This window comes from Dermacoccus barathri (genome assembly GCF_015070805.1).
In the GTDB taxonomy this organism is placed as follows: Bacteria; Actinomycetota; Actinomycetes; order Actinomycetales; family Dermatophilaceae; genus Dermacoccus; species Dermacoccus abyssi.
This window is the reverse complement of the sequence record NZ_JADCTK010000009.1, coordinates 1-26,400: the sequence shown is the minus strand read 5'-3', so window position 1 is coordinate 26,400 and position 26,400 is coordinate 1. Positions and strand designations below refer to the sequence as shown.

At 68.3% G+C, this 26,400-nt stretch carries 24 protein-coding genes and 1 rRNA gene; 5 read left to right on the top strand and 20 right to left on the bottom strand.

Annotated elements, in window-relative coordinates:
* Positions 1-63 precede the first annotated feature (63 nt).
* Entirely contained in the window at positions 64-1,053 is a 990-nt protein-coding gene (locus IM689_RS13905) for an ABC transporter permease (RefSeq protein WP_193644497.1), read from the bottom strand.
* A 253-nt stretch (positions 1,054-1,306) separates the two neighbouring features.
* Positions 1,307-2,668 (bottom strand): replication-associated recombination protein A, encoded by a 1,362-nt coding sequence (locus IM689_RS13900; RefSeq protein WP_193644461.1) that lies wholly within the window; start codon positions 2,666-2,668, stop codon positions 1,307-1,309.
* A gap of 74 nt (positions 2,669-2,742) precedes the next feature.
* Between IM689_RS13900 and IM689_RS13895 the strand changes: the two genes are divergently transcribed.
* A complete protein-coding gene (locus IM689_RS13895; protein ID WP_193644460.1) occupies positions 2,743-3,315 on the top strand; it encodes a PH domain-containing protein in 573 nt (190 codons plus the stop codon).
* Positions 3,312-5,489 (top strand): MMPL family transporter, encoded by a 2,178-nt coding sequence (locus IM689_RS13890; protein ID WP_193644459.1) that lies wholly within the window; start codon positions 3,312-3,314, stop codon positions 5,487-5,489. Before IM689_RS13895 ends, IM689_RS13890 begins: the two co-directional genes overlap by 4 nt.
* A gap of 60 nt (positions 5,490-5,549) precedes the next feature.
* Here the strand turns inward: IM689_RS13890 and IM689_RS13885 are convergent, their stop codons facing one another.
* Both IM689_RS13885 and aspS read right to left on the bottom strand, forming a co-directional pair.
* Positions 5,550-6,149, bottom strand: coding sequence for an HAD-IA family hydrolase (locus IM689_RS13885; RefSeq protein ID WP_193644458.1), 600 nt, complete (start codon positions 6,147-6,149; stop codon positions 5,550-5,552).
* A 76-nt stretch (positions 6,150-6,225) separates the two neighbouring features.
* Complete coding sequence (aspS, locus tag IM689_RS13880; protein WP_193644457.1) at positions 6,226-8,049, bottom strand: aspartate--tRNA ligase; 1,824 nt, start codon at positions 8,047-8,049, stop codon at positions 6,226-6,228.
* A gap of 301 nt (positions 8,050-8,350) precedes the next feature.
* Between aspS and IM689_RS13875 the strand changes: the two genes are divergently transcribed.
* The gene (locus IM689_RS13875) at positions 8,351-9,160 is read left to right on the top strand and encodes a GNAT family N-acetyltransferase (RefSeq protein WP_193644456.1); all 810 of its coding nucleotides are present in this window, start codon (positions 8,351-8,353) and stop codon (positions 9,158-9,160) included.
* Here the strand turns inward: IM689_RS13875 and IM689_RS13870 are convergent.
* Positions 9,133-9,534 (bottom strand): YchJ family protein, encoded by a 402-nt coding sequence (locus IM689_RS13870; RefSeq protein WP_193644455.1) that lies wholly within the window; start codon positions 9,532-9,534, stop codon positions 9,133-9,135. The genes IM689_RS13875 and IM689_RS13870 overlap by 28 nt on opposite strands.
* A gap of 96 nt (positions 9,535-9,630) precedes the next feature.
* On the opposite strand from IM689_RS13870, the gene IM689_RS13865 reads away from it, so the two are divergent.
* Positions 9,631-10,623 carry an asparaginase gene (locus IM689_RS13865; RefSeq protein ID WP_193644454.1) on the top strand — a complete coding sequence of 331 codons (993 nt, stop codon included), beginning with the start codon at positions 9,631-9,633 and terminating at the stop codon, positions 10,621-10,623.
* Here IM689_RS13865 and mnhG read toward each other — a convergent pair.
* The 14 genes from mnhG to IM689_RS13795 all read right to left on the bottom strand — a co-directional run bounded on the left by mnhG (position 10,614) and on the right by IM689_RS13795 (position 24,928).
* Positions 10,614-10,988 carry a monovalent cation/H(+) antiporter subunit G gene (gene mnhG / locus IM689_RS13860; RefSeq protein ID WP_193644453.1) on the bottom strand — a complete coding sequence of 125 codons (375 nt, stop codon included), beginning with the start codon at positions 10,986-10,988 and terminating at the stop codon, positions 10,614-10,616. The two genes, IM689_RS13865 and mnhG, sit on opposite strands and share 10 nt — an antisense overlap.
* Positions 10,985-11,269: a monovalent cation/H+ antiporter complex subunit F gene (locus IM689_RS13855; RefSeq protein WP_047312671.1), complete on the bottom strand. Its 285-nt coding sequence runs from the start codon at positions 11,267-11,269 to the stop codon at positions 10,985-10,987. The genes mnhG and IM689_RS13855 overlap by 4 nt, the downstream gene beginning before the upstream one ends.
* Positions 11,266-11,853 carry a Na+/H+ antiporter subunit E gene (locus tag IM689_RS13850; RefSeq protein ID WP_193644452.1) on the bottom strand — a complete coding sequence of 196 codons (588 nt, stop codon included), beginning with the start codon at positions 11,851-11,853 and terminating at the stop codon, positions 11,266-11,268. Before IM689_RS13850 ends, IM689_RS13855 begins: the two co-directional genes overlap by 4 nt.
* Positions 11,850-13,541, bottom strand: a complete 1,692-nt coding sequence (locus IM689_RS13845) for a Na+/H+ antiporter subunit D (RefSeq protein WP_193644451.1) — start codon at positions 13,539-13,541, stop codon at positions 11,850-11,852. Before IM689_RS13845 ends, IM689_RS13850 begins: the two co-directional genes overlap by 4 nt.
* Positions 13,538-13,975, bottom strand: coding sequence for a Na(+)/H(+) antiporter subunit C (locus IM689_RS13840; RefSeq protein WP_047312668.1), 438 nt, complete (start codon positions 13,973-13,975; stop codon positions 13,538-13,540). Before IM689_RS13840 ends, IM689_RS13845 begins: the two co-directional genes overlap by 4 nt.
* On the bottom strand, positions 13,972-16,842 hold the full coding sequence (locus tag IM689_RS13835; protein ID WP_193644450.1) for a Na+/H+ antiporter subunit A: 2,871 nt from the start codon (positions 16,840-16,842) through the stop codon (positions 13,972-13,974). The genes IM689_RS13840 and IM689_RS13835 overlap by 4 nt, the downstream gene beginning before the upstream one ends.
* A 112-nt stretch (positions 16,843-16,954) precedes the next feature.
* Positions 16,955-17,620 (bottom strand): NUDIX domain-containing protein, encoded by a 666-nt coding sequence (locus IM689_RS13830; RefSeq protein WP_193644449.1) that lies wholly within the window; start codon positions 17,618-17,620, stop codon positions 16,955-16,957.
* A gap of 77 nt (positions 17,621-17,697) precedes the next feature.
* Positions 17,698-19,335, bottom strand: coding sequence for a CTP synthase (locus tag IM689_RS13825; RefSeq protein ID WP_193644496.1), 1,638 nt, complete (start codon positions 19,333-19,335; stop codon positions 17,698-17,700).
* 19 nt (positions 19,336-19,354) lie between these two features.
* Entirely contained in the window at positions 19,355-21,115 is a 1,761-nt protein-coding gene (gene recN / locus IM689_RS13820; RefSeq protein WP_193644448.1) for a DNA repair protein RecN, read from the bottom strand.
* Positions 21,116-21,195: 80 nt separating this feature from the next.
* Entirely contained in the window at positions 21,196-22,101 is a 906-nt protein-coding gene (locus IM689_RS13815; protein ID WP_193644447.1) for an NAD kinase, read from the bottom strand.
* Positions 22,098-22,922, bottom strand: coding sequence for a TlyA family RNA methyltransferase (locus tag IM689_RS13810; protein ID WP_193644446.1), 825 nt, complete (start codon positions 22,920-22,922; stop codon positions 22,098-22,100). Before IM689_RS13810 ends, IM689_RS13815 begins: the two co-directional genes overlap by 4 nt.
* The gene (locus IM689_RS13805; RefSeq protein ID WP_047312662.1) at positions 22,919-23,140 is read right to left on the bottom strand and encodes a hypothetical protein; all 222 of its coding nucleotides are present in this window, start codon (positions 23,138-23,140) and stop codon (positions 22,919-22,921) included. Before IM689_RS13805 ends, IM689_RS13810 begins: the two co-directional genes overlap by 4 nt.
* Positions 23,137-24,108, bottom strand: coding sequence for an HAD-IIA family hydrolase (locus tag IM689_RS13800; protein WP_319803899.1), 972 nt, complete (start codon positions 24,106-24,108; stop codon positions 23,137-23,139). Before IM689_RS13800 ends, IM689_RS13805 begins: the two co-directional genes overlap by 4 nt.
* Positions 24,101-24,928, bottom strand: coding sequence for a tetratricopeptide repeat protein (locus IM689_RS13795; protein ID WP_193644445.1), 828 nt, complete (start codon positions 24,926-24,928; stop codon positions 24,101-24,103). The genes IM689_RS13800 and IM689_RS13795 overlap by 8 nt, the downstream gene beginning before the upstream one ends.
* On the opposite strand from IM689_RS13795, the gene IM689_RS13790 reads away from it, so the two are divergent.
* On the top strand, positions 24,917-26,041 hold the full coding sequence (locus IM689_RS13790) for a hypothetical protein (RefSeq protein ID WP_193644444.1): 1,125 nt from the start codon (positions 24,917-24,919) through the stop codon (positions 26,039-26,041). The genes IM689_RS13795 and IM689_RS13790 overlap by 12 nt on opposite strands.
* A gap of 267 nt (positions 26,042-26,308) precedes the next feature.
* Here IM689_RS13790 and rrf read toward each other — a convergent pair.
* Positions 26,309-26,400: ribosomal RNA gene (gene rrf, locus IM689_RS13785) — 5S ribosomal RNA — on the bottom strand; the annotation flags it as partial.

The window sequence follows — 26,400 nt, the reverse complement described above, 5'->3', positions numbered from 1 at the left end:
GGATCCGCCGAGGCGATCCAACTGGCCTGACCGTTGCTGGTCAGGAGTACGGGGTGCCACGTGTCAGTGGCGGTCGGCCTTGGGGTCCAAGGCGTCACGGAGGCCGTCACCGACAAGGTTGAAGCTCAGCACCAGCAGAGCAACAGACAGGGTCGGGGCGAAGAAGTAGAGAGCGTTGGTCTGCGCGTAGGCAACCGAGTCGTTGATGATGTTTCCCAGCGTCGGGGTGGGCGCCTTGATGCCGACTCCGAGGAACCCGAGGGCCGCCTCGGCAGAGACGAAAACCGGGAAGAGCAGCGTCGAGTACACGAGGATCGGCGCCCACAGGTTGGGAAGCAGCTCCGTGAAGTACAGGCGCTTGTTCGTCGCACCAAGGCTTCGCGCGGCCTCGATGAACTCGCGGTTGCGCAGGGTGAGCACCTGACCACGAACGATACGGGCGAACGTCGGCCAGCCGAACAGGCCGAGCACGAGGATCACGTAGAGCCCGATCGCCACGTTGCCCTTGGGCACGCCGAGGTCTTCGAGGCGCGCGACGATGCTGCCGGTCAGCGCCAGGAGCATGAGAGTCGTCGGGAAGCACAACACCAGGTCGATGAGGCGGCTGCACAGGAAGTCGACCTTGCCGCCGGAGAAGCCCGCGATGAGACCGATCACGAGACCGATACTGATCGCCACGATCGTGGCGCACAGACCGACGATGACCGAGAACGTCACACCCAGCATGAGGCGGCTGAGCAGATCTGTGCCGCTACCGGGAACAACCCCCAGCAGGTGGCTTCCACTGATGCCGACCTTCGGGTTACCCGAGGAGTCGATCAACTCGCGGTGATTGGTGAAGGGGTCGATGACGCCCATCTGGTCGAGGATCGGCGAGGCGATCGCGCACAGGATGAACAGCGCCGCGATCGTCATGGCGGCGAGGGTGCCCTTGTCCTTCTTCAGGCGACCGAGGGCGATCTGCCGAAGCGAACGCCCTTCGATCTTCTTGGGGCTCTCGGACTCCGCACCGTCGGGAGAAAAATTCTCGACGTTCGGATCGCCGGTGACCATCGCCAAGGCTCTGCCCTTTCGGTTGCTGCGCCCTGTAAGGCGCTTCTGTCTGTGCGCGAAAAACGTGGTGCGGGAACGAGCCTCGCTGTGCGCACCCACAGATCATGCCTCAGGGAAGGTATGAATCAAGCCTCATGACCCGACGGTCACCAGATCGTTACCTTTCTCATCCGGTGAGACGAGGGTTAACAAATCGCGAAGCGGGGACGACACTTTCGCAACCTTACGCAGTGACCTGCATCACATTGCAGGCTCAACGGCCACGGATCGTGGTGCGCAGCCAGCGCCACCGCTCGCCGAGGCGCTCCTCCCAGCCGCGCGAGGTGGGGGCGTAGTAGTCGGCGTCCGCAAGCAGGTCGTCGGGCAGGAACTGTTGCGGCCCGACCCCGGACGGTTCGTCGTGCGTGTATCGATATCCGGCCCCGTGGCCGAGCTGCGTCGCCCCGGCGTAGCCGGTACCGCGCAGATGAGGTGGCACGGCGCCTCCGCGCCCGGCACGGACATCGGCGATGGCGGCGTTGATCGCCGAGTAGGCGGCGTTCGACTTCGGAGCGAGACAGTTGTGGACGACGGCCTGGCCGAGGATGATGCGAGCCTCGGGCATGCCGATCTGCGCCACGGCGTGCATGGCGGCCACTGCGGTCTGCAAAGCCGTCGGATCTGCCATGCCGATGTCTTCACTGGCCGCGATGACGATGCGGCGTGCGATGAAGCGCGGGTCCTCCCCCGCCTCGAGCATGCGCGCGAGGTAGTGAAGCGCGGCATCGACGTCCGAACCGCGCATCGACTTGATGAGGGCCGACGAGACGTCGTAGTGCTGGTCGCCGGCACGGTCGTAACGAACAGCGGCCGCAGCCATAGCCTGTTCCACCGAGGCCAGCGAGATCTCGCTCCCCCCTGCGTCCGTGGTGACGCCGGCGGCAGCTTCGAGTGCCGTCAGAGCTCGCCGGGCGTCACCCCCGGCCATGCGCACGAGATGGTCGCGCGCGTCGTCCGCTAGCGTGAACGCGCCTGCGAAACCCCGCTCGTCGGCGAGGGCACTGGCGATGACGGCGGCAACCTGCTCGTCGTCCAGCGACTTGAGCGTCACGAGGACGGAGCGTGACAACAGGGGTGCGATGACGCTGAAGCTGGGGTTCTCCGTCGTGGCCGCGACGAGGATGACGGTGCGGTTCTCCACTCCCGGCAGGAGCGCGTCCTGCTGTGCCTTGGAGAAGCGGTGGATCTCGTCGAGGAACAGCACGGTCGAGCGTCCGTACATCGCGAGGTGACGGCCGGCCTCCTCCATCGCCTGCCTCACGTCCTTCACACCGGCGGTAATCGCGGAGAGCTCGACGAAGCGTCGGTCGGCGCTGCCCGCGGCCAGGTGTGCCAGCGTCGTTTTCCCTGTTCCCGGAGGACCCCAGAGGATCGCGCTCATCGGACCGGCAGCCCCCGATTGACCTTCGATGAGTCGACGGAGCGGCGAACCGGACTTGAGGACGTCACCCTGCCCACGCACTTCCTCGAGCGTCCGCGGACGCATTCGAACGGCCAAGGGCGCCATGGCCCCGCTGGCTGCCGTACCGTCGCGACGTTCACCGTCGAGTTGGTTCGAGAAGAGGTCATCGCTCATGCGCCCAGTCAATCAGGTGGACCCGACAGCACCCCGCTAGAGTTGGGCCGCCAGAACGAGAGCGGAGATGCACCATGTCCCAACCGAGCAGGGTCAAGGCGACCAGGCAGCGCTTCAACGTCTACATCGGCTGGATCGGGGTCGTCATCGGCGCGCTCCTTGCCGTGGCCGGGGCCTTCTCCCACAGCGGACGCCCGATGCTGTACTTCGGCGCCGCGTTCGCCGCGCTCTCGTTCTGTGTCATGGCACGTCCGAGCCTGCGCTTCACCGCGGACGCCGTGATCGTGAGCAACGTCGTGCGTGAGGTCACTCTTCCGTGGGAGGGCATCTCCCACACGGATTCGCGGGGAAGCCTCGTCATCCACGACAACGACGGTGGCCGCACTACCGTCTGGGCAATCGGCTCCCAGAAGGCACGCAGTGACCGTGACATGCAGACCTCCGGCGCCGCGGGTTCGTGGCGCCCCGAACCCGGATCCCTGGTGGAATTGCCGACATCGTCACGTGCGTTGCGCGAGGCCCTCAATGCAGAGACCGTCGACAACCCCACCGGCACCCCGTCGGCCAAGTCCGTGCGTTTCCTCCCGCTCCCGACCGCACTCATGGTTCTTGCCGTTGTCTGCGTCGTCGTCGGGATTCTTGCGTGACCACCCGAACCTCCCAGGGCGGGCGCTACGGACACTTCGTCGCCCGTCGCGCGAAGTGGATCGCACTCGCGTGGCTCGTCGGCGTCGTGCTCGCTTTCGCCGGCACGAGCGGAGCCTTCGGCGGGGGCGGACTCTTCGGGCAACTGCAGCAGAAGGAACCGTACGTCCCCGGTGAGTCCCACTTCGGCAACGAGAAGCTCCTCACCGGTGACAAGGCCGGCGGCAGCGTCCTCGTGCGCATCGACGGTCTCGACCGATCCGAGCAACGCTCCCTCGGCCCGCGCCTGCAGAAGGAGATCGACGCTGCCCCGCGCACGAGGTCCGTCGAGTCGGCCTTCACCCCCGCGGCTCGGGATCCGCGCGTGGCCGCGGTGTACACCTCGAAGTCCGCCCCGCAATCGGTCGTTTTCGTCGCGAACCTCGAGCCGGGTTTGGCCAAGGCCGATCAGGAGAGGGCCTCCAGCGAAGTCACTCGCCGCGCGAAGGCCGTCGTCGGCGACGCCGGCGCTGTTCGCACCGGTGGTTCGGTCGAGGTGCTCAAGCGCATCACCGACCAGGTCCAGGAGGATCTGCGCACCGGGGAGGGAATCGCCTTCCCGCTGACACTCGTCGTCATGGTCATTGTCTTCGGTGGCTTCATCGCAGCGGGCCTGCCTCTCGCGGGTGCGATCTCCTCCATCGGTGGCGGCCTGCTCGCCCTCTTCGGATTCGCCCAGTTCACCGAACTCGACGCCACCGTCGTCAACATCGTGACGATCCTGGGCCTCGGCCTGTCCATCGACTACGGCCTGCTCATCGTCGGGCGATTCCGCGAGGAACTGTCACGCCCGCGTGGTGACGACCGTGAGGCTCGGGACCTGAGCGACGCGGAGCTCGATCTCGCGACGGCTCGCACGCTCTCCACAGCGGGACGTACCGTCCTGTTCAGTGGCCTGACAGTCGCCATCTCCGTGTCGGGTCTGCTCCTCTTCCCGGCCTCGGTGACGAAGGCGGTCGGTCTCGCAGGCCTGTCCGTCGTTGTCGTCGCGTGCCTTGCTTCCCTCACCCTCGTCCCCGCATGCGCCCGCCTCGCGGCGCGGCGACTCGCTCGCAAGCGTGTCGTGCCGGACGCGGACACGGGTCGTTTCGCCTCGCTCGCCCACGGGGTGCAACGTCACATCTGGGTCTCTATCGCCGCTGTCGTGGCCGTGCTCGTGCTGCTCGCCACTCCCCTCGCCGGCCTGCGCCAGGTCAGTTCCACCGGCACGATGCTGCCCAAGGAGGACACGCAGCGGGTGCTTCTCGCCGATTTGCGCGAGGACTTCCCCGCGCTCGCCGAGCCCGCGGTCACCGTCGTCGCGAAGACCGACGTCGCGACCGCGAGCACCTGGGCCACACGGGACGTTGCGAAGGTTGAGCACGTGAGCGGCATCAACCCGACGCGCGATCTCGGCGACGGTTATGTCGCAGTCGGTGTTCGCGTCGCCGGTGCAACGCCGTCCAACGGGCGAACCGGCGACGTCGTCGATGCCCTGCGCTCAGACCGCCCCGAGTTCGACACCTGGGTCACGGGTCAACAGGCGAAGCTCGACGACTACAGCAAGGCCATCACCGCCCGCGCTCCACTCGTGGCACTCGTCGTCGCACTCGCGGCGCTCGTCCTGCTCTTCCTCATGACCGGTTCGCTCGTGCTCCCGCTCAAGGCGTTGATCTTCAACGCGCTGTCACTGGCAGCGAGCCTCGGCGCCATGACGTGGATCTTCCAGAACGGGCACTTCGAAACCCTGCTCGGCTACACGAGCAACGACGCCGTCGAATCCACCGTTCCCGTAATTCTGTTGGCGTTCGGGTTCGGCCTCGCCATGGACTACGAGGTCTTCCTCCTGTCACGCATCGTCGAGGCGCACGAACAGGGCGACGACGACGCGAGAGCCGTGGCCGTCGGCATCCAGCGCTGCGGCCGGATCGTGACGAGCGCCGCTCTGCTCATGATCATCGTCATGCTCGGCTTCGCCGCGGCCAAGATGATCGTCGTCAAGCAGCTCGGCGTCGGACTCGCGCTGTCGATCGCGCTCGATGCGACGCTCGTGCGCATGATCCTCGTCCCCGCGACGATGACGCTCATGGGCCGGTGGAACTGGTGGGCGCCGGCGTTCCTCAAGCGCTGGCACGCCAGGTTCGGCTTCACTCACTGACCGACGCAAACCACCCGATGAGTCGCGATGCAGACTCATCGGGTGGTGCGTTGGCGGAACTCAGTCGGGCAGGAGCCCTTCACTGCGCAGGGCAGCTCGAAGACTCGCGACGTTGTGGCTCGCGTCCACGAGGTGCGAGCGCAGACCCACGCCGGACGCGGAACGGACGTTGGCCGGTGAGTCGTCGACGAAGACACAGTCACCCGGCTGCCGGCCGAGGGTCTCGAGGACGCGGACGAAGTACTCCCCCGCCGGTTTGGCTTCGCCCACCTCGCAGGAGAAGAAGTAGCCGTCGAGCCGGTCTGCGTAGCGTTCACGCATTGCAGCAACCCGGACGTCCTGCTGGTTGGTCGTGAGGTAACACCGGTACCCGAGCGCGCGTAGCTCGTCGACCACGGACAGAGCCTCCTCGTCGAGGTCGAAGCGTCCCCACAGCGTCAGGGTGTCGTCGACATCGATGTCGCTGCCGACCGCCTGCGCCGCGGCGAGGACCGCCTCACGCATCGTCATCTCCCCGCGCATGGCGGGCCGCTCGTGCTCGAAGACGGCCGCGGGGAAGGCCGCTCCCCCGACGTCGGCCAGGGCGGCCTCCCAGTCGTGGGACGGGTGCTGCAGCACGCCGTCGGCGTCGAGAAGGACAGCTCGCGGGGATGAAGTCATGCGACCCAAACTATCGCCCGGAAAAAGGGGCGTGCCCCGCCACCCACAGGGATGACGGGGCACGAGCGGCCGTCGATCAGGACTGCGAGGGCGAAACCTCGTCCGGTGCAGCCGGGGAAGCTGCTTCCTTCTTCGGCTCGGGCTTCGCGTCGATGCCGGCCTCCTTGCGCTGCTGCGCAGTGATCGGGGCGGGCGCAGCCGTCAACGGGTCGTAACCGCCACCGCTCTTCGGGAAGGCGATGACCTCGCGGATCGAGTCGACGCCCGCGAGCAGCGACACGATCCGGTCCCAGCCGAACGCGATACCGCCGTGCGGCGGGGCGCCGAAGCTGAAGGCCTCGAGGAGGAAGCCGAACTTCTCCTGTGCGTCCTCCTCCGACAGGCCCATGACCTTGAACACGCGCTCCTGGATGTCGCGGCGGTGGATACGGATCGACCCGCCGCCGATCTCGTTGCCGTTGCACACCATGTCGTAGGCGTAGGCGAGCGCCTCGCCCGGGTTGGTGTCGAACGTGTCGAGGTACTCGGCCTTCGGCATGGTGAAGGCGTGGTGCACGGCGGTCCACTTGCCCGCACCCACCGCGACGTCGCCCGAGGCGACAGCGTCAGCGGCCGGCTCGAACAGCGGTGCGTCGACGACCCACAGGAAGCTCCACGCGTTCTCGTCGATGAGCTCGCAACGCTTGCCGATCTCGAGGCGCGCCGCACCGAGCAGAGCCCGCGAGGCCCTCGTGGCGCCGGCGGCGAAGAAGATGCAGTCGCCCGGCTTCGCGCCGACGTGCTCGGCCAAGCCGGACGTCTCCGTCTCGGAGAGGTTCTTCGCCACGGGCCCGGTGAGCGAACCGTCCTCGGCGACGAGGACGTACGCGAGCCCCTTCGCGCCGCGCTGCTTGGCCCACTCCTGCCACGCGTCGAGCTGTCGACGCGGCTGGCTCGCGCCACCCGGCATGACGACGGCGCCGACGTACTCGGCCTGGAACACACGGAACGTCGTGTCGGAGAAGAACTCGGTGCAGTCGGTGAGCTCGTTGCCGAAGCGCAGGTCGGGCTTGTCCGAGCCGTACTTCGCCATGGCGTCGGCGTACGTCATGCGCGGGAACGGCGTCGGCAGGTCGACACCGATCGTCTTCCACACCGCCTTGGCGATCGACTCACCGAGCTCGATGACGTCGTCCTGCTCGACGAAGCTCATCTCGATGTCGAGCTGCGTGAACTCGGGCTGACGGTCGGCGCGGAAGTCCTCGTCGCGGTAACAACGCGCGATCTGGTAGTAGCGCTCCATGCCGGCCACCATGAGCAGCTGCTTGAACAGCTGCGGGCTCTGCGGCAGGGCGTACCAGCTGCCCGGCGCGAGGCGTGCGGGCACGAGGAAGTCGCGAGCGCCCTCGGGCGTGGAACGGGTGAGCGTCGGGGTCTCGATCTCGACGAAGTCGCGCTCGCCGAGCACGGAACGCGCGGCCTGCGACACCTTCGAGCGCAGACGGATCGCATCGCCCGGGGCCTGACGGCGCAGGTCAAGGTAGCGGTACTTGAGGCGCGCCTCTTCGCCGACGGTGATGCGCTCGTCGATCTGGAACGGCAAAGCAGCCGCCTCGGAGAGAACCTCGATCTCGTCGGCAACGACGTCGACCTCACCGGTCGGCAGGTTCGGGTTGACGTCCTTCGCCTCACGGGCGGTGACCTTGCCGGTCACCTTGATGCAGTACTCGGAGCGCAGGCCGTGCGCGGCGCCGGTGAGCACCTCGTCGCGCGCGACGACCTGGACGACGCCCGAGGCGTCACGCAGGTCGACGAAGGCCACGCCACCGTGGTCGCGTCGCTTGGCCACCCAGCCGGTGAGGGTGACGGTGTCACCGACGTTCGACTGGCGCAGGGTTCCGGCTTCATGGGTACGAAGCATGATGTTCCTTTCGGGTCGGTCCACGACGGGTTCACCCGGAAAGATGCTTGCGATACCTGCGACCGGGTGCGCCCACGTGGGGGCAGCCCGGGAGGTGTGGGCGGGGGCCAGGTCGCGGTGCCACCACACCTTCGCCGAAAGAACTTCGGCCTCTCGTCGGTGTCGCCGGACGCGCGTGCTGTTCGCCGAGTCTTCGAAGAGGCTCCGGTGGGTCGTCACGCCACCACGAACAACGCTTCTCATTCTAGGTGACGCGCGGCGATGGCCGCACCCGTGATTCCGCCCGGCCTAGTCTGGCGTCATGGACGTCGACGTAGTGCGCCGGGCCGCTGCGGTCATCGTGTGGGAGCCCGACTTCGCGGAGGTGGTTCGCACCGACGCCTTCACCCTGGTGAAGTACCCGATGTGGCTGCAGCAGCACTGCCAGGCCCACCGCCTCACCTCGCGCTCCCCCGCTGACGACGTCATCGACGCCGCGTTGGCGCAGGCGCGGTCCTGGAGCCGCGACACGGTGTGGTTCTGCGGCCTGAGCAGCGCCACCCCGAACCCTTCACTCGAGCCCAGGCTCCTCGAGCGGGGTGGGCACGTGGCCGAGACGTTGTCCGTGCTCGCACTCGATCTGAGCGAGGGCGTGCCGGACGTACCGGTGCCGGACGACGTGTCCACCGAGCCTGTCACCACACCCGACCTCGTGAAGGCCTGGGATGCCGTGAGCGATGAGGCGTTCGAGAACGAGACCCCGAACGACGAGGGCCCCGACGTGAGGGCTCGGGCGTGCCAGGAGGAGTACGACCAGGGGCGCGGCGGCGTCTTCGTCACGGTGCTCGACGGCCGACCGGCTGCCTCCGGCGGCCTGACCTTCTACCCCGACGATCGGCTCGTTCTCCTGTGGGGAGGATCGTCGACGAAGGCGGCGCGCGGGTGTGGTGCCTACCGCGCGAACCTTCTCGCCCGTCTGCGACGCGCACACCAACTCGGGTACGCGCATGCCGTGGTGAAGGGACGGGTGACGACGAGCGCGCCGATCCTCACTCGGGTCGGGTTCGTCGATCTCGGCCAGGAGCGAGTTGTCGCTCTCGACATTCAGGCGAGTTCGTCGCCGTCGACGTAAAACCAGCGCCCGGCGCGGCGAGCGAAGCGTGAGTGTTCACGAACGGCGCCACGCTCCCCAGCGTCGGTGCGGAAGTGGGCGGCGAAGTCGACGGTGCCTTCGCTGTCGTCAGGCCCTCCGGCTTCGGTGCCCAGCACCTCGAGACCCAACCACGTCACGCCGTCGAGGTCGGCGATCTGCTCCGGGCGGGTGCGCGGGTGCCATGTCCGCCACAGGTGGTCGGCATTCCGACGGGCGAACGCCGTGTACCGCGAGCGCATGAGCTGCTCGCACGTCGGGGCGGGCTCGCCGTCGTCGACGAAGGGTGCGCAGCAACGCGCGTACGAGGTCTCGGCGGCGAAGCCACCGCAGGGGCATAGCTCCTCGGCATTCATGCGTTCGAGCCTAGTTGTCCTGCCCGGTCGTGTTGTTCGGGCCGGCTGACCCGGCCCCATCGATGGGCCGCGACACGGGCCGGTAGCCTGACGCCCATGACGGCACGGGTGACGATGTACTTTCTCGGCGGCACGATCAGCATGTCCTCCGCGGACGGTCATTCGGTACGGCCGACGCTGAGCGGCGACGACCTGCTCGCCGCCGTGCCCGGCCTCGATCAGGTGGACGCCGAGGTCACGGCCGAGCAGGTCGCTCGCGAACAGAGCGGCTCACTCACCTACGCCCACCTGCTCGCCGTTCTCGAGAGCGCACGATCGAGCGATGCTGGCGGATTCGTTCTCGTTCAGGGAACCGACACCCTCGAAGAGTCGGCCTACCTGCTTGATCTTCTCTGGGACGACCCGCGACCCTTCGTCGCCACAGGCGCCATGCGAAACCCGACGATGGCCGGCGCCGACGGCGCAGCGAACCTCCTCGCGGCCGTGCGTGTCGCAGCTTCCCCCGAGGCGCGCGAAAGGGGTGCCTTCGTCGTCTTCGCCGACGAGATCCACGCGGCGCGCCACGTCACCAAGTCGGACAGCGCGTCCATCTCTACCTTCCGCTCCCCCAACACCGGCCCCGCCGGTCGCGTGCTCGAGGGGCACGTCCACTTCTTCTCTCCGCCGGGCGCGCGCTCTGCGCTCGGCGCCGACGTATCGAACGTGACGACGATGGACGTCGAGGTACCCGTCCTCGTCACCGGCTTCGGGCAGTCGGTCCGCACGCTGGAGGCCGTCGCTGACGGTGCCGATGCCCTCGTCCTGGCCGGCTTCGGCGCGGGCCACGTTCCGGGGTGGTGGGCCGAGGCGGTCGGCGCCATCGCCGAGCGCATGCCCGTCATCATGACGAGCCGTACGCACTCCGGCCCGGCCCTCGTCGAGACGTACGGCGCCGTCGGGGCGGAGGTCGATCTCCAGCAGCGCGGCGTCGTCATGGGCGGCTATCTCGATGCACTCAAGGCGCGCCTGCTCGTCAGCGTGCTACTGGCCGCGGGCACAGACCGTGAGCAGATCGAAGCAGCCGTGCGTCGGCACGGCGGCTACCGCTGATCCGGAACGTCCCCTTCGTCGGCTCGCCCCTGCGGGCGGTCCTCGGACAGCTCGTCAACGACGAGGCGTTCTTCCCCGCGGTTGCCGGTACGCACCGCGGCACGCCCGATCATGTGGCTCGCGACCGGTGAGGTGACGAGCTGGAAGATGATGACGAGGGCGAGCAGCCCGAAAGCTTCCGGCTCACGCAACCTCAGCGCGACGCCGAGCAGGACGAGGCCGAGCCCCAACACCTGAGGCTTCGTCGCGGGGTGAGTGCGGCTGAGCAGATCCGGCATCCGGACCTGCCCGATCGCGGCCACGAGCGCCAGCAGCGAGCCCGTGATCATGCAGATGGCGGCAACGACGTCGAAGAACGTGGTCATGCTCCGTCCTCCTCGTCCTCGATGTCGTCGAACCCTCGGATGTAGCGCGCCACGGAAACCGAACCGGTGAAACCGAGCAGCGCGAGCACGAGGAGGGTTGGCAGGGTGAACAGGTGCTGGTTCCAGGCGGCTTCAACCGCGAGGCCACAGATGACGATCGAGATGAGCACGTCGAGCGCGACGCTGCGGTCGAGCATCGTCGGGCCCATCGTGACGCGGGCGAGCGTGAGCACGGCTGCAGCCGTGAGGACGACCACGCACACCAGGTAGACGGCGTTCATCGCTCGGTTCCTCCCTCACGGACCGGTCGGTCGCTCCGTTCGTCGATGTCGTGGGCGTACCCACCGATGGCCGCGACCACGCGCTCTTCCTGCTCGAGCACCCGCTTGCGGAACTCGTCCGCTTCCTCGGCGCTGTTCACGTCGAGGAGGTGCAGGTAGAGCGTGTGCCGCGCGCGGTGGACGTCGACGACGATGCTTCCGGGGATGAGCGAGGTCATCTGCGCGACCACCGTGAGGACGAAGTCCGACGGCGTCGCGAGTTCCACCCGCACGATGGCGTTCGTCAGCGAGGACGCCCCGGGGCGAAGGGTCGTCCACGCGACCCGCACGCTCGAGACGACGACGTCCACGACGAACTTTCCCACGAGCACGGCCAGAGCCACGGGGCGCAGTCGCAGATGCAGGTGCAACGGCGGCATCGGGAAAGCGATGACGACGACGGCACCTACGAGCGCGCCCGCGAGGATGTTGAACAGGCTGAACTCGCCCCAGAGCAGACACCACACGACGGCCAGCGGCACCATGGAGGGCCAGACCGAGCGCACTCGGCGACGACGCCCGGACGGCGACTGTCGATCACTCATCGGTCGTCTCCCAACACCGCGTTGAAGTACGGCGTACGCGCCTTCATGTCGATAGAGGCACGTTCGGTGAGGCCGAAAAGCGGTCCAGCCACGACGGTGAGCGCGATCGAGAAGGCGACGAGCGCCGTCGTCGGCCACATGAGCGTGCGCGGAGTCGCGCCTTCACGGGCGTGGAGCGGTTTGTCGTAGAGGTCGTCCACCTCTTCGTCCTCCTCCGTCGCGCCGGCAGCGAGCGCGACGTCCGTCGGCATGACCCGGTCCGCCTCACTGGCGTTCTTCTCGACGGCCCGCTTCGTGATGTGTCGAAGGGACGGCTCGTCGTGTTCGGCCGCTGCCTCGTTGAGCGCCTTGGACATTTCGCGCGCCTGTTCCTCACTGCGCCAGAAGGCGAGCGCCCACGCCTTCGCCATAGCGTAGAGCGTGAGAAGGCTCGTCACGACGGCGCCGCCGACGAGGACGTAGGCCGTGGTCGAGCCGTCTGCGACGGCCGCCTGCAGGAGTCCGATCTTGCCGAGGTAGCCCGACAGCGGCGGGATGCCCGCGAGGTTCATCGCCGGAATGAAGAAGAGGATCGCGATGAACGGCGCGGTCTTCGCCAAGCCGCCGAGGCGCAGCAGGCTCGTTGTTCCCGTGCGGTATTCGATGAGCCCCACGACGAGGAACAGCACGGTCTGGATCGTGATGTGGTGCACGACGTAGAACGTGGCCCCCGCGAGGCCCTCGACCGAACCGAGAGCGATGCCCAGGATCATGTAGCCGATGTGGCTGACGAGCGTGAACGAGAGCATTCGCTTGACGTCCGACTGCGCGACCGCGCCGAGGATGCCGACGAGCATCGTGGCGAACGCCGTCCACAGCAGCAGGTTCGACAGCGGGCTGTCGGGGAACAGCAGTGTCTGGGTGCGCAGGATGGCGTAGACACCCACCTTCGTCAGCAAGCCGGCGAAGACGGCCGTCACCGGCGCGGGCGCCGTCGGGTAGCTGTCCGGGAGCCAGAACGACAGCGGGAACACAGCGGCCTTGATGGCGAATACCGTGAGCAGCAGCAGTTGCAACGTGAGGGCCACGCCGTCCGGCAGGTCGCCGAGGCGCTCGGAGAGCTGCGCGAAGTTGAGCGACCCCGTCGCGGCGTAGACCGCCGCGATGGCGATGAGGAACAGCGCCGACGACACCATGTTGATGACGACGTAGATGGTGCCCGCCCGGATCCGGCTTTCGGTACCACCGAGGGTGAGCAGGACGTAGCTCGCGAAGAGCAGCATCTCGAAGCTGACGAACAGGTTGAACAGGTCACCCGCGAGGAAGGCGTTCGAGACGCCGGCGACGAGCACCATGAACGTCGGGTGATAGATCGAGACCGGAGTGCTCTCGTCGTCCTCGCTCGCGCCGCCCTGGGCCAACGAGTACACGAGGACCGCGAGGGTGACGATGGCCGACACGAGCAGCATGAGCGCCGACACACGGTCGGCCACGAGTGCCAGGCCGAGGGGCCGCGGCCACGAACCGAGCCACGCGACCTGCGGTCCGTGCCGGTCGGCGGCGACGAGGAGCATCGAGGCGATGGCCACGACGGCGACGAGGACGCTCACCGTGATGGCGCGCTGTACCCGGGGGCGACGCGAGAACATCAGTGCGGCGCCGCAGCCGAACAGCGGCAGCAGAACGGGAAGGGGGACGACGTAATTCATGCCTTCTCCTCGGGTGCGGAGTCGTCGTCGTCCGGACCACCGGTCGTGAGGTCGTAGCTGTCGGAGGCCTCGTCACGCAGGGCGCGACGACGGATCGCGGCGTCCTCGACGTCGTCCTGGACGTCGTCGTGCCCGTTGAGCTGCCAACTGCGGTAGGCCATGGCCAGGGCGAACGCCGTCGTACCGAGAGCGATGACGATGGCGGTGAGGACGAGTGCCTGCGGAAGGGGGTCGGTCATGTCCTCGGCCGACACCTTGCCGGCGACCGGCGGATGCCCCGAGGGCCCCGCAGCGACCATGAACAGAAGGTTCACCCCGTTGCCGAGCATGAGCAGCCCGACGAGGACGCGCGTCAGGCTGCGCTCGAGCAGCAGGTAGACACTGACGCCGATGAGGCTCGCCGCCGTGATGATGAGGGTCAGGTTCGCGCTCATCGAGCCACCTCCGCGTTCGTGGCGTCGTTGTCGCGTTCCTCGGAGATGATCTGACGGTCGATCCGCGAACCGAATGTGCGCAGCAGATCGAGGATGAGCCCGACGACGACGAGGTAGACACCGATGTCGAAGAACAGCGACGTCACGAGGTGGTGGTCACCGAGGAGCGGCAGGTGGACGTCGTACTGGTAGCTCTCCAGCACAGCGCCGCCGAACGCCAGCGGCGCGAGGCCCGAGCCCGACGCGATGACGAGACCAACGCCCAGGAGTGTGCCCGCGTCGATCGGCGCAGCCTCGTCGAGCTCGTAGCGGCCTCCCGCGAGGTAGCGCACGACGAGGGCGAGCCCCGTGACGATGCCGCCGGCGAATCCGCCACCGGTGAAGTTGTGGCCTGCGAACAGCAGGTACACACCGACCATGACCATGGCCGGGAACACGAGACGCGTGACGACCTCGAAGATGATGGAACGCTTCTCCGGCGCGAGTGTGCTCGGCCCGGAGAGCCACGAGCCGCTCGTCTTCGGTTCCGCCGCGTGGTGCTGGGGCAGGTCCCCGACGCGGCGAATCGTTGAGCGGCGCGTTCCGATGAAGAGCAGGCTCGCCACACCGGTGGCCGCTGCCACGAGCACGGAGATCTCCCCCATCGTGTCCCACGCACGGATGTCGACGAGGGTGACGCTGACGATGTTCTTGCCGCCGCCGAAGTCGACGCTCGCCTCGGGGAAGCCGACGGAGACAGGCTGCGCGGTGCGGGCGTTCGTCGCGACGATCATGATGCCTGCGACCGCGGCACCGACGGCGAGGCCGAGCAGGGCGCGCACGTAGCGCTGTGCCGACAGCGGCCGATCGGTGAAGTAGGTGGGCAGACGGCGCAGGACGAGCACGAAGGCGATGACGCCGGCCGTCTCGACGAGCACTTGGGTGAGGGCGAGGTCGGGTGCGCCCTGCAGGACGAAGAGGACGGCGCAGCCGTACCCCGTCACACCGACGAGCAGCGCAGCGCGAAGGCGCCGACGCGCGCGGGCGGTCATGATGGCCGCGAGGACGACGACGAGTCCGGCCGCCGCCTGGGCCGGCGTGTCCCACACGTGGACCTGGACGTCCGGCGTCCACGCCATGAGCATGGCGACACCGGGGAACGCGAGAAGGACGACCAGCGTCACCGCGAGGTAGGCGCTCACCGAACCACGCTGCATGAAACCGGTGACCTCGACGGAGAGGCGGTCGACGCCGTGCATGAGCGAGAGGTAGGCGCGCTGCGCACTCCACGGCTGGGCGACCTTCGCCTGCGCATAAGCGATGGGGCGGCGCGCGACGAACATGAGCGCACCACCGACCAGGGCGAGGACCGACAGTCCGAGCGGAAGGCCGAGCCCGTGCCAGAGAGCCAGCTTCGCCTCGTGGGCCCCCGGCGGGAACTGGTGGGTGTACCCCTCGAGCGACTTTGTCAGCGGCCCGCCGAAGAACGCGACACCGAGGCTGAGGACGGCGAGGACGACGGGCGAGGCGAGGAAAGCGGGGCTGGGAGTCTTGAAGTCCGTGGCCTCGACGCCAGGCTTGTCGGCGAAAGCGCCCCACAGGAATCGCAACGTGTAGGCCGTGGTGATGATCGAACCCAGGACGACTCCGGCGAGCACGGTCCAGGCCGCCACCGGTCCGAGGCCGGTTCCGTCGCCACCGGCCGTCACGTCGACGAGGGCGGTGAGAACGCTCTCCTTGGCCACGAAGCCCAGCAGGGGCGGGAAGCCGACCATCGATGCGCCGGCGATCGCGGCCGCGGCGAACAGCACCGGCGAACGGCGCCCGAGGCCCGAGAGGGTGCGCAGGTCACGGTTTCCAGCGTTGTGATCGATGATGCCGACGACGAGGAACAAGCAGGACTTGAACAGCGCGTGGGCCAGGAGCAACGCCACACCGGCCAGAGCCGCCGCGCGGGTGCCGACACTGAGGACGACGAGGAGGAACCCCAACTGGCTCACGGTGCCGTAGGCGAGGATCAGCTTGACGTCGCACTGCACGAGTGAACGCCAGCCGCCGACGAGCATGGTGAGCACACCGAGGGTGAGGATGCCGGCGCGCCAGCCGGGCACACCCGCGAACGCCGGGGCGAGCAGGGCCACGAGGTAGACGCCCGCCTTCACCATCGAGGCGGCGTGCAGGTAGGCACTCACCGGGGTCGGGGCCGACATGGCACCGGGCAACCAGAAGTGGAACGGCACGATGGCCGACTTGCTCAGAGCGCCGACGAGCACGAGCATCACGGCAGCCGTCAGCAGGCCGCTGGCAGCCGGCGGGTCGGCGAGGATCTCGGAGATACGCATCGTGCCGGCGAGGTGACCGAGCATGAGCATGCCGACCAGCATCGCGAGCCCGCCGAACGTCGTGACGATCAGCGCTTGCATGGCTGCCAGGCGCGCCGAGCGCTTGGTCATGTCGTAACCGATGAGCAGGTAGGAGAAAACCGTCGTCATCTCCCAGAGGACGTAGACCATGAGCAGGTCGTCGGCCAGGACGAGGCCGAGCATCGAACCGGCGAACGCGATGAAGGTGGCCGCGAACGAGCCGACACGGTCGTCGTCATGGAAGTAGGAGGCGCAGTAGAAGAGCACGAGGGCGCCCACGCCGGCCACAACGAGGGTGAGCAGCCACTGCAGGGCACCCATCCGGAACGCCAGATCGGTTCCGAGTGAGGGAATCCACGAGACGGTCTGGGTGACGGGGGTGGCGCCCGGCGCATTGAGCACGGCCCAGACGAAGGTGGCGAGCGGCACGATCGCAAGGGCCATGAAAACCTTGCGCCCGAGGGCACGCGCCATCGCCGGCGCGGCGAGCGCAGCCAGGAGATGAACGGAGATGAGAAGGATCACGCGAGAACCTCGAGCCGACGTTCGGGAGGGCCGGCGGGTAGGTGGAGCGGAAGGGACTTCTTGGGTCGCGAGGGACCGCGGCCATGCGGGCCGCACTCGGGCACCCGCGGCGTCAGGAGACCTTCGGGTGGACCTCCCACGGTGAGTCGGCGGGTCGCAGGTCGTTCCACCCGTTCGCGCGTGCGACATTCGCGGCGAACGCTCCCATGAGGAGGGTCGGATTGTGGATGCGGCCCGCCATGGCCGCGGCGACGACATCGTCGAGCGACACCCAGGCCGTCGGCATGTCGAGCTCTTCGTCCTCGCGCTCGAAACGGTCGTCGGTAGCGACCTCGCTCACGTCCCGGGCGAGGTAGATACGCAACTGCTCCGACAGACCACCCGGCGAGGAGGCGTAGTCGATGAGCAGGTCGAGGCGCCCGGCTCGCAGGTCGGCCTCTTCGTAGAGTTCGCGCAGTGCCGCTTCGTGCGGAGGTTCGCCGTCGACGTCGAGCAGGCCCGCAGGAATCTCCCACTCGCGGGCACCGATCGGGTGGCGGTACTGCTGAATGACGAGCACCTCTTCGGCGCCGGCTTGACCACGCAGGGCGAGAACGGCGACGGCGCCGGGGTGGTCGACGAAGTCGCGGGTGACGCGACCGGCGTCGCCGAGGTCGGCCTCCTCGGACAGGACGTTCCAGACCCGGCCTTCGTAGACGCACTCGCTACGCGTGACGGGCGCCTTGGCGTACTCGTCGACGAGGTCGTCGCGGGTCATCCGTCCGTGCTCGCTCGTCATGAGGGGATTTTCTCACAGAACGGTCGGTGCCCGCCCCATGTGTCCAGGGGGCAGGCACCGACCGGTTCGCTTGCGGCTCAGCCCTTCTTGCGCTCGAGCGCCGCCTCCACGAGACCGGCGAAAAGCGGGTGCGCCCGGTGCGGGCGCGACTTGAACTCGGGGTGCGCCTGCGTCGACACGTAGTACGGGTGGACGTCCTTCGGCAGCTCCACGAACTCGACGAGGGTGCCCTCGGGCGAGGTGCCGGAGAAGAGGAGACCCGCCTGCGCGATGTCGTCGCGGTAGTCGTTGTTGACCTCGAAACGGTGACGGTGACGCTCGCTGACGTCCGTGGCGCCATAGGCCGTGGCTACGACAGAACCCTCCGCGAGCTTCGCGGGGTAGGCACCGAGACGCATCGTGCCGCCGAGGTCGCCCTCGCCCTGGACGTAGGACTTCTGCTCCTCCATCGTCGCGATGACGGGGTGGCTCGTGTTCGGGTCGAACTCCGACGACGAGGCGTCCGCGATACCGGCGACGTTGCGGGCGTACTCGATGACCATGCACTGCAAACCGAGGCAGATGCCCAGGGTGGGCACCTTGTTCTCACGTGCCCAGCGCAGAGCGCCGAGCTTGCCCTCGATGCCGCGCACGCCGAAGCCGCCGGGGACGAGGATGCCGTCCACTCCCCCGAGCGCCTTCTGCGCGCCGGCCTCGGTCTGGCAGGTGTCGGAGGCGACCCAGCGGATCTTCACCTTGGTGTCGTGGTGGAAGCCACCGGCGCGCATGGCCTCGGTCACCGACAGGTAGGCGTCGGGCAGGTCGATGTACTTGCCGACGAGCGCGAGCTCCACCTCGTGGGCCGGCGAGTGAACGTGGCCGAGCAGCGTGTCCCACTGGGCCCAGTCGACATCACGGAACGGCAGGCCGAGACGGCGGATGACGTAGGCGTCGAGGCCCTCGGCGTGCACGACCTTCGGGATGTCGTAGATGCTCGGCGCGTCGACGGCAGCGGCGACTGCCTCGGAGTCGACGTCGCACATGAGGGAGATCTTGCGCTTGATGCCCTCGGGAATCTCGCGGTCCGCGCGCAGCACGAGGCCGTCGGGCTGGATACCGACCTGACGCAGTGCCGCGACGGAGTGCTGCGTGGGCTTCGTCTTGAGCTCGCCGCTCGGTCCGATGTAGGGCACGAGGGAGACGTGGAGGAAGAAGACGTTGTCGCGGCCCACGGCGTGGCGGACCTGGCGAGCGGCCTCGAGGAACGGCAGCGACTCGATGTCGCCGACGGTGCCGCCGATCTCGGTGATGATGATGTCCGGAGCGTCGGGGCCGTTGGCCTCGGCGCGCATGCGGTCCATGATCTCGTTCGTGATGTGCGGGATCACCTGCACGGTGTCGCCGAGGTACTCGCCGCGACGCTCCTTGGCGATGACGTCGGAGTACACCTGGCCGGTCGTCACATTGGCGCGACCGTGCAGGTTGACGTCGAGGAACCGCTCGTAGTGCCCGATGTCGAGGTCGGTCTCCGCACCGTCTTCGGTGACGAACACCTCACCGTGCTGGAACGGGTTCATCGTTCCCGGGTCGACGTTGAGGTACGGGTCGAGCTTCTGCATCGTGACGCTGAGGCCACGTGCGCGAAGGAGTCGGCCGAGGCTCGATGCCGTCAGGCCTTTTCCGAGGGAAGAGGCAACGCCTCCGGTGACAAAAATCTGCTTCGTCGTCTGATCCACCACGGAATGCCAGCCTACGTCATCGAACGGGGGCGGGCGACATCGCCTCGCGACGAATCGCGTCGGAGGAGGCAAGGAGTTGCTTCGCGTGCTCCACCGCAACCGCGCTGGAGGCGTCGCCGCCCAGCATTCGCGCCAGCTCTTCGTGCCGGGCCTCACCTGTGACGCTCGTGACACCACTTTCCGTCACGGCGCCGTCGTGCGACTTGTGCACGACGAGGTGGTTGTCGGCGAACGCCGCGACCTGGGCGAGGTGCGTGACGACGATGACCTGTGCCTGTTCGGACAGTTTGGCCAGACGCGCGCCGATGTCGACCGCCGCCTCACCGCCGACACCGGCATCGACCTCGTCGAAGACGAACGTCGGCACCTCGCCCGTGCTGCTCACGACCTCGAGCGCGAGCATGACGCGGGAGAGCTCACCACCGGAGGCAGCCTTCGTCACCGGCTTTGGAGCCATGCCCTTGTTCGCCGCGAGCAGGAGCGCGACGTCGTCGATGCCGTGTTCGGTGGGCTTCACGATGCGCCCGTCCCCCAGCTCGAGGCCGGCTTCGGCCTCGTTGAGCGTGACGGCGACTTCGAGGCGCGCGGAGCCCATGGCAAGGTGGGCAAGCTCGGCGGTGACATCTTGGCCGAGCTTGGTAGCGGCCTCAACGCGCGCATCGTGCAGACGAAGCGCGAGGTCGGCCACCTTCGGTGTGAGCGAGGCGATCTCGGCGTCGATGGCCGAGACACGGTCGTCGGAGCCTGCCAACTCCTCGGCCTCGACTCCCGCTGCCGTGCGCCAGGCGACGACATCGGAGAGCTCCGGACCGAACGCCTTCATGAGGGCCGTGAGGGCCGCGCGACGCTGGTGCACGTCGGCAAGCCGCGCCGGATCCATGTCAATACCGGAGGCGTACCCCGAGACGTCGGCCGCGAGGTCGGCGGTCAACGTCTGGATCTCCTTGAGCCGGGTGACGTACTCGCCCAGTGAGGCGTCCAGCGACACCGCCGAGTCGAGCACACTTCGTGCGTGCGCGAGCAGCGCAAGAGCGTTGGGCTGGTCAGGGTCCGTCTCGTCACCGGCAAGTGCGCCGGCGGCACCCGTGCCCGCCGCGAGGAGATCCTCGGCGTGGGTGAGCCGCTCGCTCTCCGCGGCGAGTTCGACGTCTTCCCCCTCCACGGGCTCGAGCTCGTCGATCCGTGCGATGCCGGCCTCGAGCATCGTGAGGCGCTGCGCGCGCTCCTGAGCCTTCTGCGTCAGTTCACGCCGTTCGGCCCGAAGAGCCTTCAACCGGACGAAGCCTTCGCGGTACTGCTCGGCGAGAGCGGCCAACTCGGCACCCGCGAACGAGTCGAGCACCTCACGGTGTTCCTCGGGACGCTTGAGACGCCACTGATCGGCCTGACCGTGCACGGCAACGAGGTCGTGGCCGACCTGGGCCAAAACCGACGCCGGCACGCTGCGCCCGGCGACATGAGCTCTGGACCGGCCTCCCGCAGCCACCGTGCGCGAGAGGATGAGTTCCTCGTCGCCGTCGAACTCGAACTCGTCGCGCAGCGTCGCGAGGGCAGCGTGGTCGTCAGGCAAGTCGAGGAAGCCCTCGACCACGGCACGCTTCTCCCCCGTGCGTACACGCTCGGCGTCGGCGCGCTCGCCAAGGAGCAACCCCAGGCCGGAGACGACCATCGTCTTGCCTGCGCCGGTCTCACCGGTGACGACGTTGAGGCCCGGGCTCAGCTCCAACGTGGCGTCGGCGATGACACCCATGTTGCGAATGCGGATCTCCTTGAGCACGAGACCACTCTAGGGAGCCGACCGACCGATCGTCGTTCGAACACGCATTCGATTGGAGATTTCGCTCCTGGCGAACGATCTCAGGCGCGCGAGCCGCGCCACCCCGAGACCGAGAGGTCGAACTTGCGCACGAGACGATCCGTGAACGGAGCGGAGCTGAGACGCGCCAGGCGTACCGGCTTCGCACTCGCCACGACGTCGATCCGCGCACCGTCGGGCAGATCGAACGAACGTCGCCCGTCACACCACAGCACTGCCCTCCCCTGCGCCCCCGGCACGAGTTCGACCGCGAGCCGAGCGGCCGGGCTGAGCACGAGGGGGCGCGCGAAGAGCGCGTGAGCGGAGATCGGCACGAGCAGGATGGCCTCGGTGTCGGGCCACACGACGGGTCCGCCGGCGCTGAAGGCATAGGCAGTCGAGCCCGTGGGGGTCGCGATGACGACGCCGTCCGCTCCCCATGTCGACAGCGGCCGTCCGTCGATCTCGACCGTCAGTTCGAGCATTCGCTCGCGTTCGGCTTTCTCCACACTGGCTTCGTTGAGAGCCCAGCCGCGGTACAGCTCGGTGGGGTCGTTCCCGCCGGACGAGGCGACGACCTCGAGCGTCGCCCGCTCCTCCACGCTCCAGCTGCGTTCGATGATGCCGCCGGCGATGCGGTCGACGTCCTCCATCTCGGCTTCTGCGAGAAAGCCGACGTGGCCGAGGTTGATGCCGAGCAGCGGCATGCCGGTGTCACGGCAGATCTCTGCTGCACGAAGGATCGTCCCGTCGCCACCGAGGACGACGGCCAACTCGCACCCCTCCGGCAACGTACCTTCGGCGAGCGTGACGACGTGGTCACGCTCTCGGATGCCGAAGGCCGTCAACTCGTCGGCGAATCCGACGACGGTTATGCCCTGCTCGGTGAGAGCGGACACGAGCCGCTCGGCCACGTCGAAGGCCTCAGGACGTCGCGAATGGCCGATGAGCAGAATGCGGCGGCTCATGTGTCGTCCCTCCCGGTGAGCTGGTCGATGGTGGCGCGCAGGGTCTCGTCGTCGAGGCCGCTGACTTGGTTCACACGGCGCAACCACACGAGGTATTCGTGGTTGCCGTGCGTACCCACCATGGGGCTCCACGCTATGCCATGGACGACGAGCGAAAGCCCGGTGGCCGTGGCGAGAACGCGTTCGAGACTCTCACGGCGCTGATCGCGCGACGTGACGACGCCGGTGCGCCCCAGACGTTCGCGGCCGACCTCGAACTGCGGCTTGACGAGCACGACGAGATGCCCGGCCTCCGCCAGGAGGAAGTTCATGTGCGGTAGCGCCAAAGTGAGCGAGATGAAGGACAGGTCACTCACGACAAGATCGAAAGGAGAGCCGTCCACCTTGTCGCGCGAGACGACGTCGCGGATGTTGAGGCCCTCGAGATCGGTGACGCGAGGGTCGCTCTTGACTGGTTCGGCCAGTTGTCCGTGGCCCACGTCGAGCGCCACGACATGCGTCGCACCACGCTCGAGCAGCACCTGGGTGAAGCCACCCGTGGAGGCTCCGACGTCCACGGCACGTGCACCGGCAACGGCGCCCGCGAAGTCCGGGAAGGCCTCGAGCGCGGCGAGGAGCTTGCGCGCTGCGCGCCCGACGTAGGGGTCACGCTCCTCGCTCGTCGTGACCACGTCCGCATCTGCGACCTGGGTGGAGGCCTTGCGTTCGATCTGCCCGTTGACGGCGACACTGCCGCGTGCGAGAGCCTCCTTGGCCTGGGCCCTCGAACGCACGAGACCCCGCTCGACAAGCGCCGCGTCGAGCCGGGTCTGGCCGCTCACGATCCGGCCTCCTGCAGGCGACGCTGCAACTGTTCGTGCACCGCCTCGGCGGCCTCGATGACGCCGCCGGCGTCCTCGCGCGCACCGTCGACGAACTCCTCGGTGGACTTCGACAGCGTCTCGAGCGCCGCATCGACAGCCCCGTCGTGCTGAGTTTCCCCACCGCCCGCGGGACCGCCTGCGCGATTGAGGTCGCGCGGGGAAGGAACGGCCGTCATGCCGAGCGCACCGTGAGGTCCGTGAACCGATGACGGGCGCCGTCCGCGTCGAGCTCGCCGGCGTCGACCTCGGCCCACGTCGCGCGCAGCAGCGCGCGCGCCTGGGACCATGTGAGGTCGCCGTGCGAGGTGCTGGGGGCGGAGTGGTCCTCGTCGTAGGGCTTCGCCAGGGACCGCAGGTCTTCGACGACGAACGTGGGCCGACGCTCTGGGGCCGCAGCCGCCGCATCGGCAAGATCGTGCACGCCGGTGAGGACGAGCACGGAATCCATCCCCGCACGCACGGCGCCCTCGATGTCGGTCTCAAGCCGGTCGCCGATGGCCAGTACCTGGTGCGCGTCGACGCCGCTGCGTCGCGCTGCCATCTCATACATCGTGGGCATCGGCTTGCCTGCCACCTCCGGGTCCACGCCGACAGCGTTGCGTACCGCGCCCACGAGCGAACCGTTGCCCGGCGCGACTCCACGGTCGGTGGGGAGGGTGAGATCGGTGTTCGTCGCCATCCAGCGTGCCCCGCCGGCGACGGCGAAACCCGCCTCCGCGAGGTCACTCGCACGCACCTCGGCTCCGTAACCCTGGAGTACGGCCTCGACCGGCGTGCCGTCCCGGGCCTCCTGGGGCGACACCGGCGTCAAGCCCGCCTCGGTGAGCGCGACACCCACACCGGCGCCCCCGACGGCGAGCACCCGAGCTCCCGCCGTGAGCGACCCCGCCAGTAGGTAGGCAGCCGCTGCCGAGGAGTTGACGACGTCGGCGTCGTCAACCACGAGACCGAACTCACGCAGGTGCCCCGCGACCTCGGCCGGGGTACGCGACGCGTTGTTCGTCGCATAGACGACGTGGGCACCGTTGTCTGATGCCGCCACCAACGCCTCGACAGCGTGCTCGATCGGCTCGGGACCGGCGTACACGACTCCGTCGAGATCGCAGACGATCGCCGCGTACCGAGCGATCAACGCATCAGCCACGAGAGCTGCCGTCGTCGAACGTCGCGCGAGGAACGCTGCGCTCTCCGGAGGACTCCGCCTCCTGGGCGTCAGACTCGACGATGCCGTCGCTCACCGCATGCTCGTTGGCCGCAGCATCTGCGGGCACCTCGGTCGGCTCAGCAGATGTAGCCTCCGGGGGCTGCGGCTGCACCGCCCCGTACTCGGACAGGTCGATCTCGGCAAGGCGCGGGTCCTGCTCGTCCTCGTCCTCGGGCGTGAGGTCGGTCAGCTCGAAGCCGTCGATCTGGTCGATGCGGTCACCCGCGTCCGTCTCACCGTCCCGGTCGGCCTCGTCGGCCTTGACGAACCACTCGCGCGCCTCGTCCGACTCCCCGAGGTCCATGAGGGCATCGGCGTACGCGTAGAACAGACGGGCTGCCCACGGCTGGGTCGTGGCCTTCTGCAGCGCCGGAAGGCGCAGGCCCACGACCGCCGCACGCGCCTGGCCCATGTCGCGCCGGACGCCCGACACGACGATGGCAAGTTCGATGTTGTCCGCCTCCGGCAGACGCTGAGCCTCCGGCGAGTTGGCGAGTTCGAGAGCACGCTCGTAGCGGCCGAGGCCGCGCTCACAATCGACCATGTACGGCAGCAGGTGATCCGAACCCGACAGACGGCGAGCCGTGCGGAACTCCCGCAACGCCTCGGCGTACTCACCCGTGCGGTAGAGCACGAGACCGAGGGCCTCGCGGGCCGCCGGAACTCGGCCGGCACGCGACACCGCGTGCTGCGCGTGGTCCAGAGCCTTCTCCGGGTTCTCCTCTAGCAGTTCGGCTGCGGCCACGAGGTGACGCGCCACGCCTTCTGCGTTGTCCTTGCTCAGCGTGCGCAACTGCTGACGCACCGACTTGTCGAGCTCGTAGCCCGTGATCTCCTCCGGAAGCATCGGCTCGGGACGACGACGGGGACGCTCGTCACCGGTCGCCTTCGCGTCCCAGCTGCGCGGGCCGCGGATCTGGCTCTGCTCGTCCGACCAGCCGGCGCCGCGGTCACCGCGACCGTCGAACCCGCCGCGACGCTCGAACCCGCGGCCGCGATCACGTCCGCCGTCGCGTCCCCCACGCTCGAAGCCGTCCCGTCGGTCGCGGGAATCGAAACCACGCCCGCGGTCGGAGGAACCAACGCTGCGCCCACCCGAGCGCGCGCCGTCGCGGTCTCCGAAGCCCCGGCGCTCTCCGTCACGTCCGGCCCCGCCCCGCTCGTCACGTCCGCGGAAGCCACCGCGGTCGTCGCGCGCACGGAAACCACCGCGTTCGTCACGACGGCCATAGCCACCGCGGTCCTCGCGGCCGCCGTATCCACCGCGCTCAGAGCGCTCGTCGCGCCGGCCGTAGCCCCCACGATCGTCGCGGCCGCCGAAGCCGCCACGACCAGTGCGCTCGTCGCGGTTGCCGTAGCCCCTGCGCTGCGGACGATCGTCACGACGCCCCTGGAGCTCACGATCTTCACGGCGCCCGTAGCCTCCGCGTTCGCCCTGCGTCCCGCGGGAGAATTCACCCTCCCGGCGATCGAGGCGACGCTCCCCGTCACGGGAGTCCGGCCCGCGGTAACCACCCCGCTCGCCCCGAGAGTCCTCGCGACGTGCACCGCCTCGGTCATCACGTCGATCAAAACCACCTCGGCGTCCGTTGTCATCCCGGGAACCGCGGTAGGCACGCTCATCGGATCGACCGTAGCCCCCACGATCGCCATAACCGCCCCGGCGCTGGTCGTCTCGGGAGGCACCGCGCGACGACTCACGGAAGCCGTCCCCGCGTCGCTGACCTTCACCACGCGATTCGTCGCGGCGATCCGCACGGTAGGTGTCGTCACCCCGACGCTGATCACGAGAACCGTCGCGCCTCGGAGAGTCACGACGATCCGAACGAGCGCTGGACCAACGCTGGCTTCGCTGGCGCTCGGCGCCCTCTGAGGATGCGTTGTCGTTGCGCTCTTCGGACATGGTTTCCTCTCGGTTGGTACGACGACTTCATCGTCGCACAGGCCTCCGACAACCGCGGCCCGGCTTGCTACGGAGCCGAACACCACAACGCGTCGAAGAAAATGACTTTTGGGTATGCGACAAAGGGGGTTCTCGAACCTGAACCGTTGTCGGTGTGGGCCGAGCCGTTGGGCTACAAGGCCGTCACACGTGTGACACGTTCAGATCGTTCGAGAACCCCCCTTTTCTTTGGAAGGAGTCCGGCGGTGTCCCACTCTCCCACACCCTGGCGAGTGCAGTACCATCGGCGCTGAAGGGCTTAGCTTCCGGGTTCGGAATGTGACCGGGCG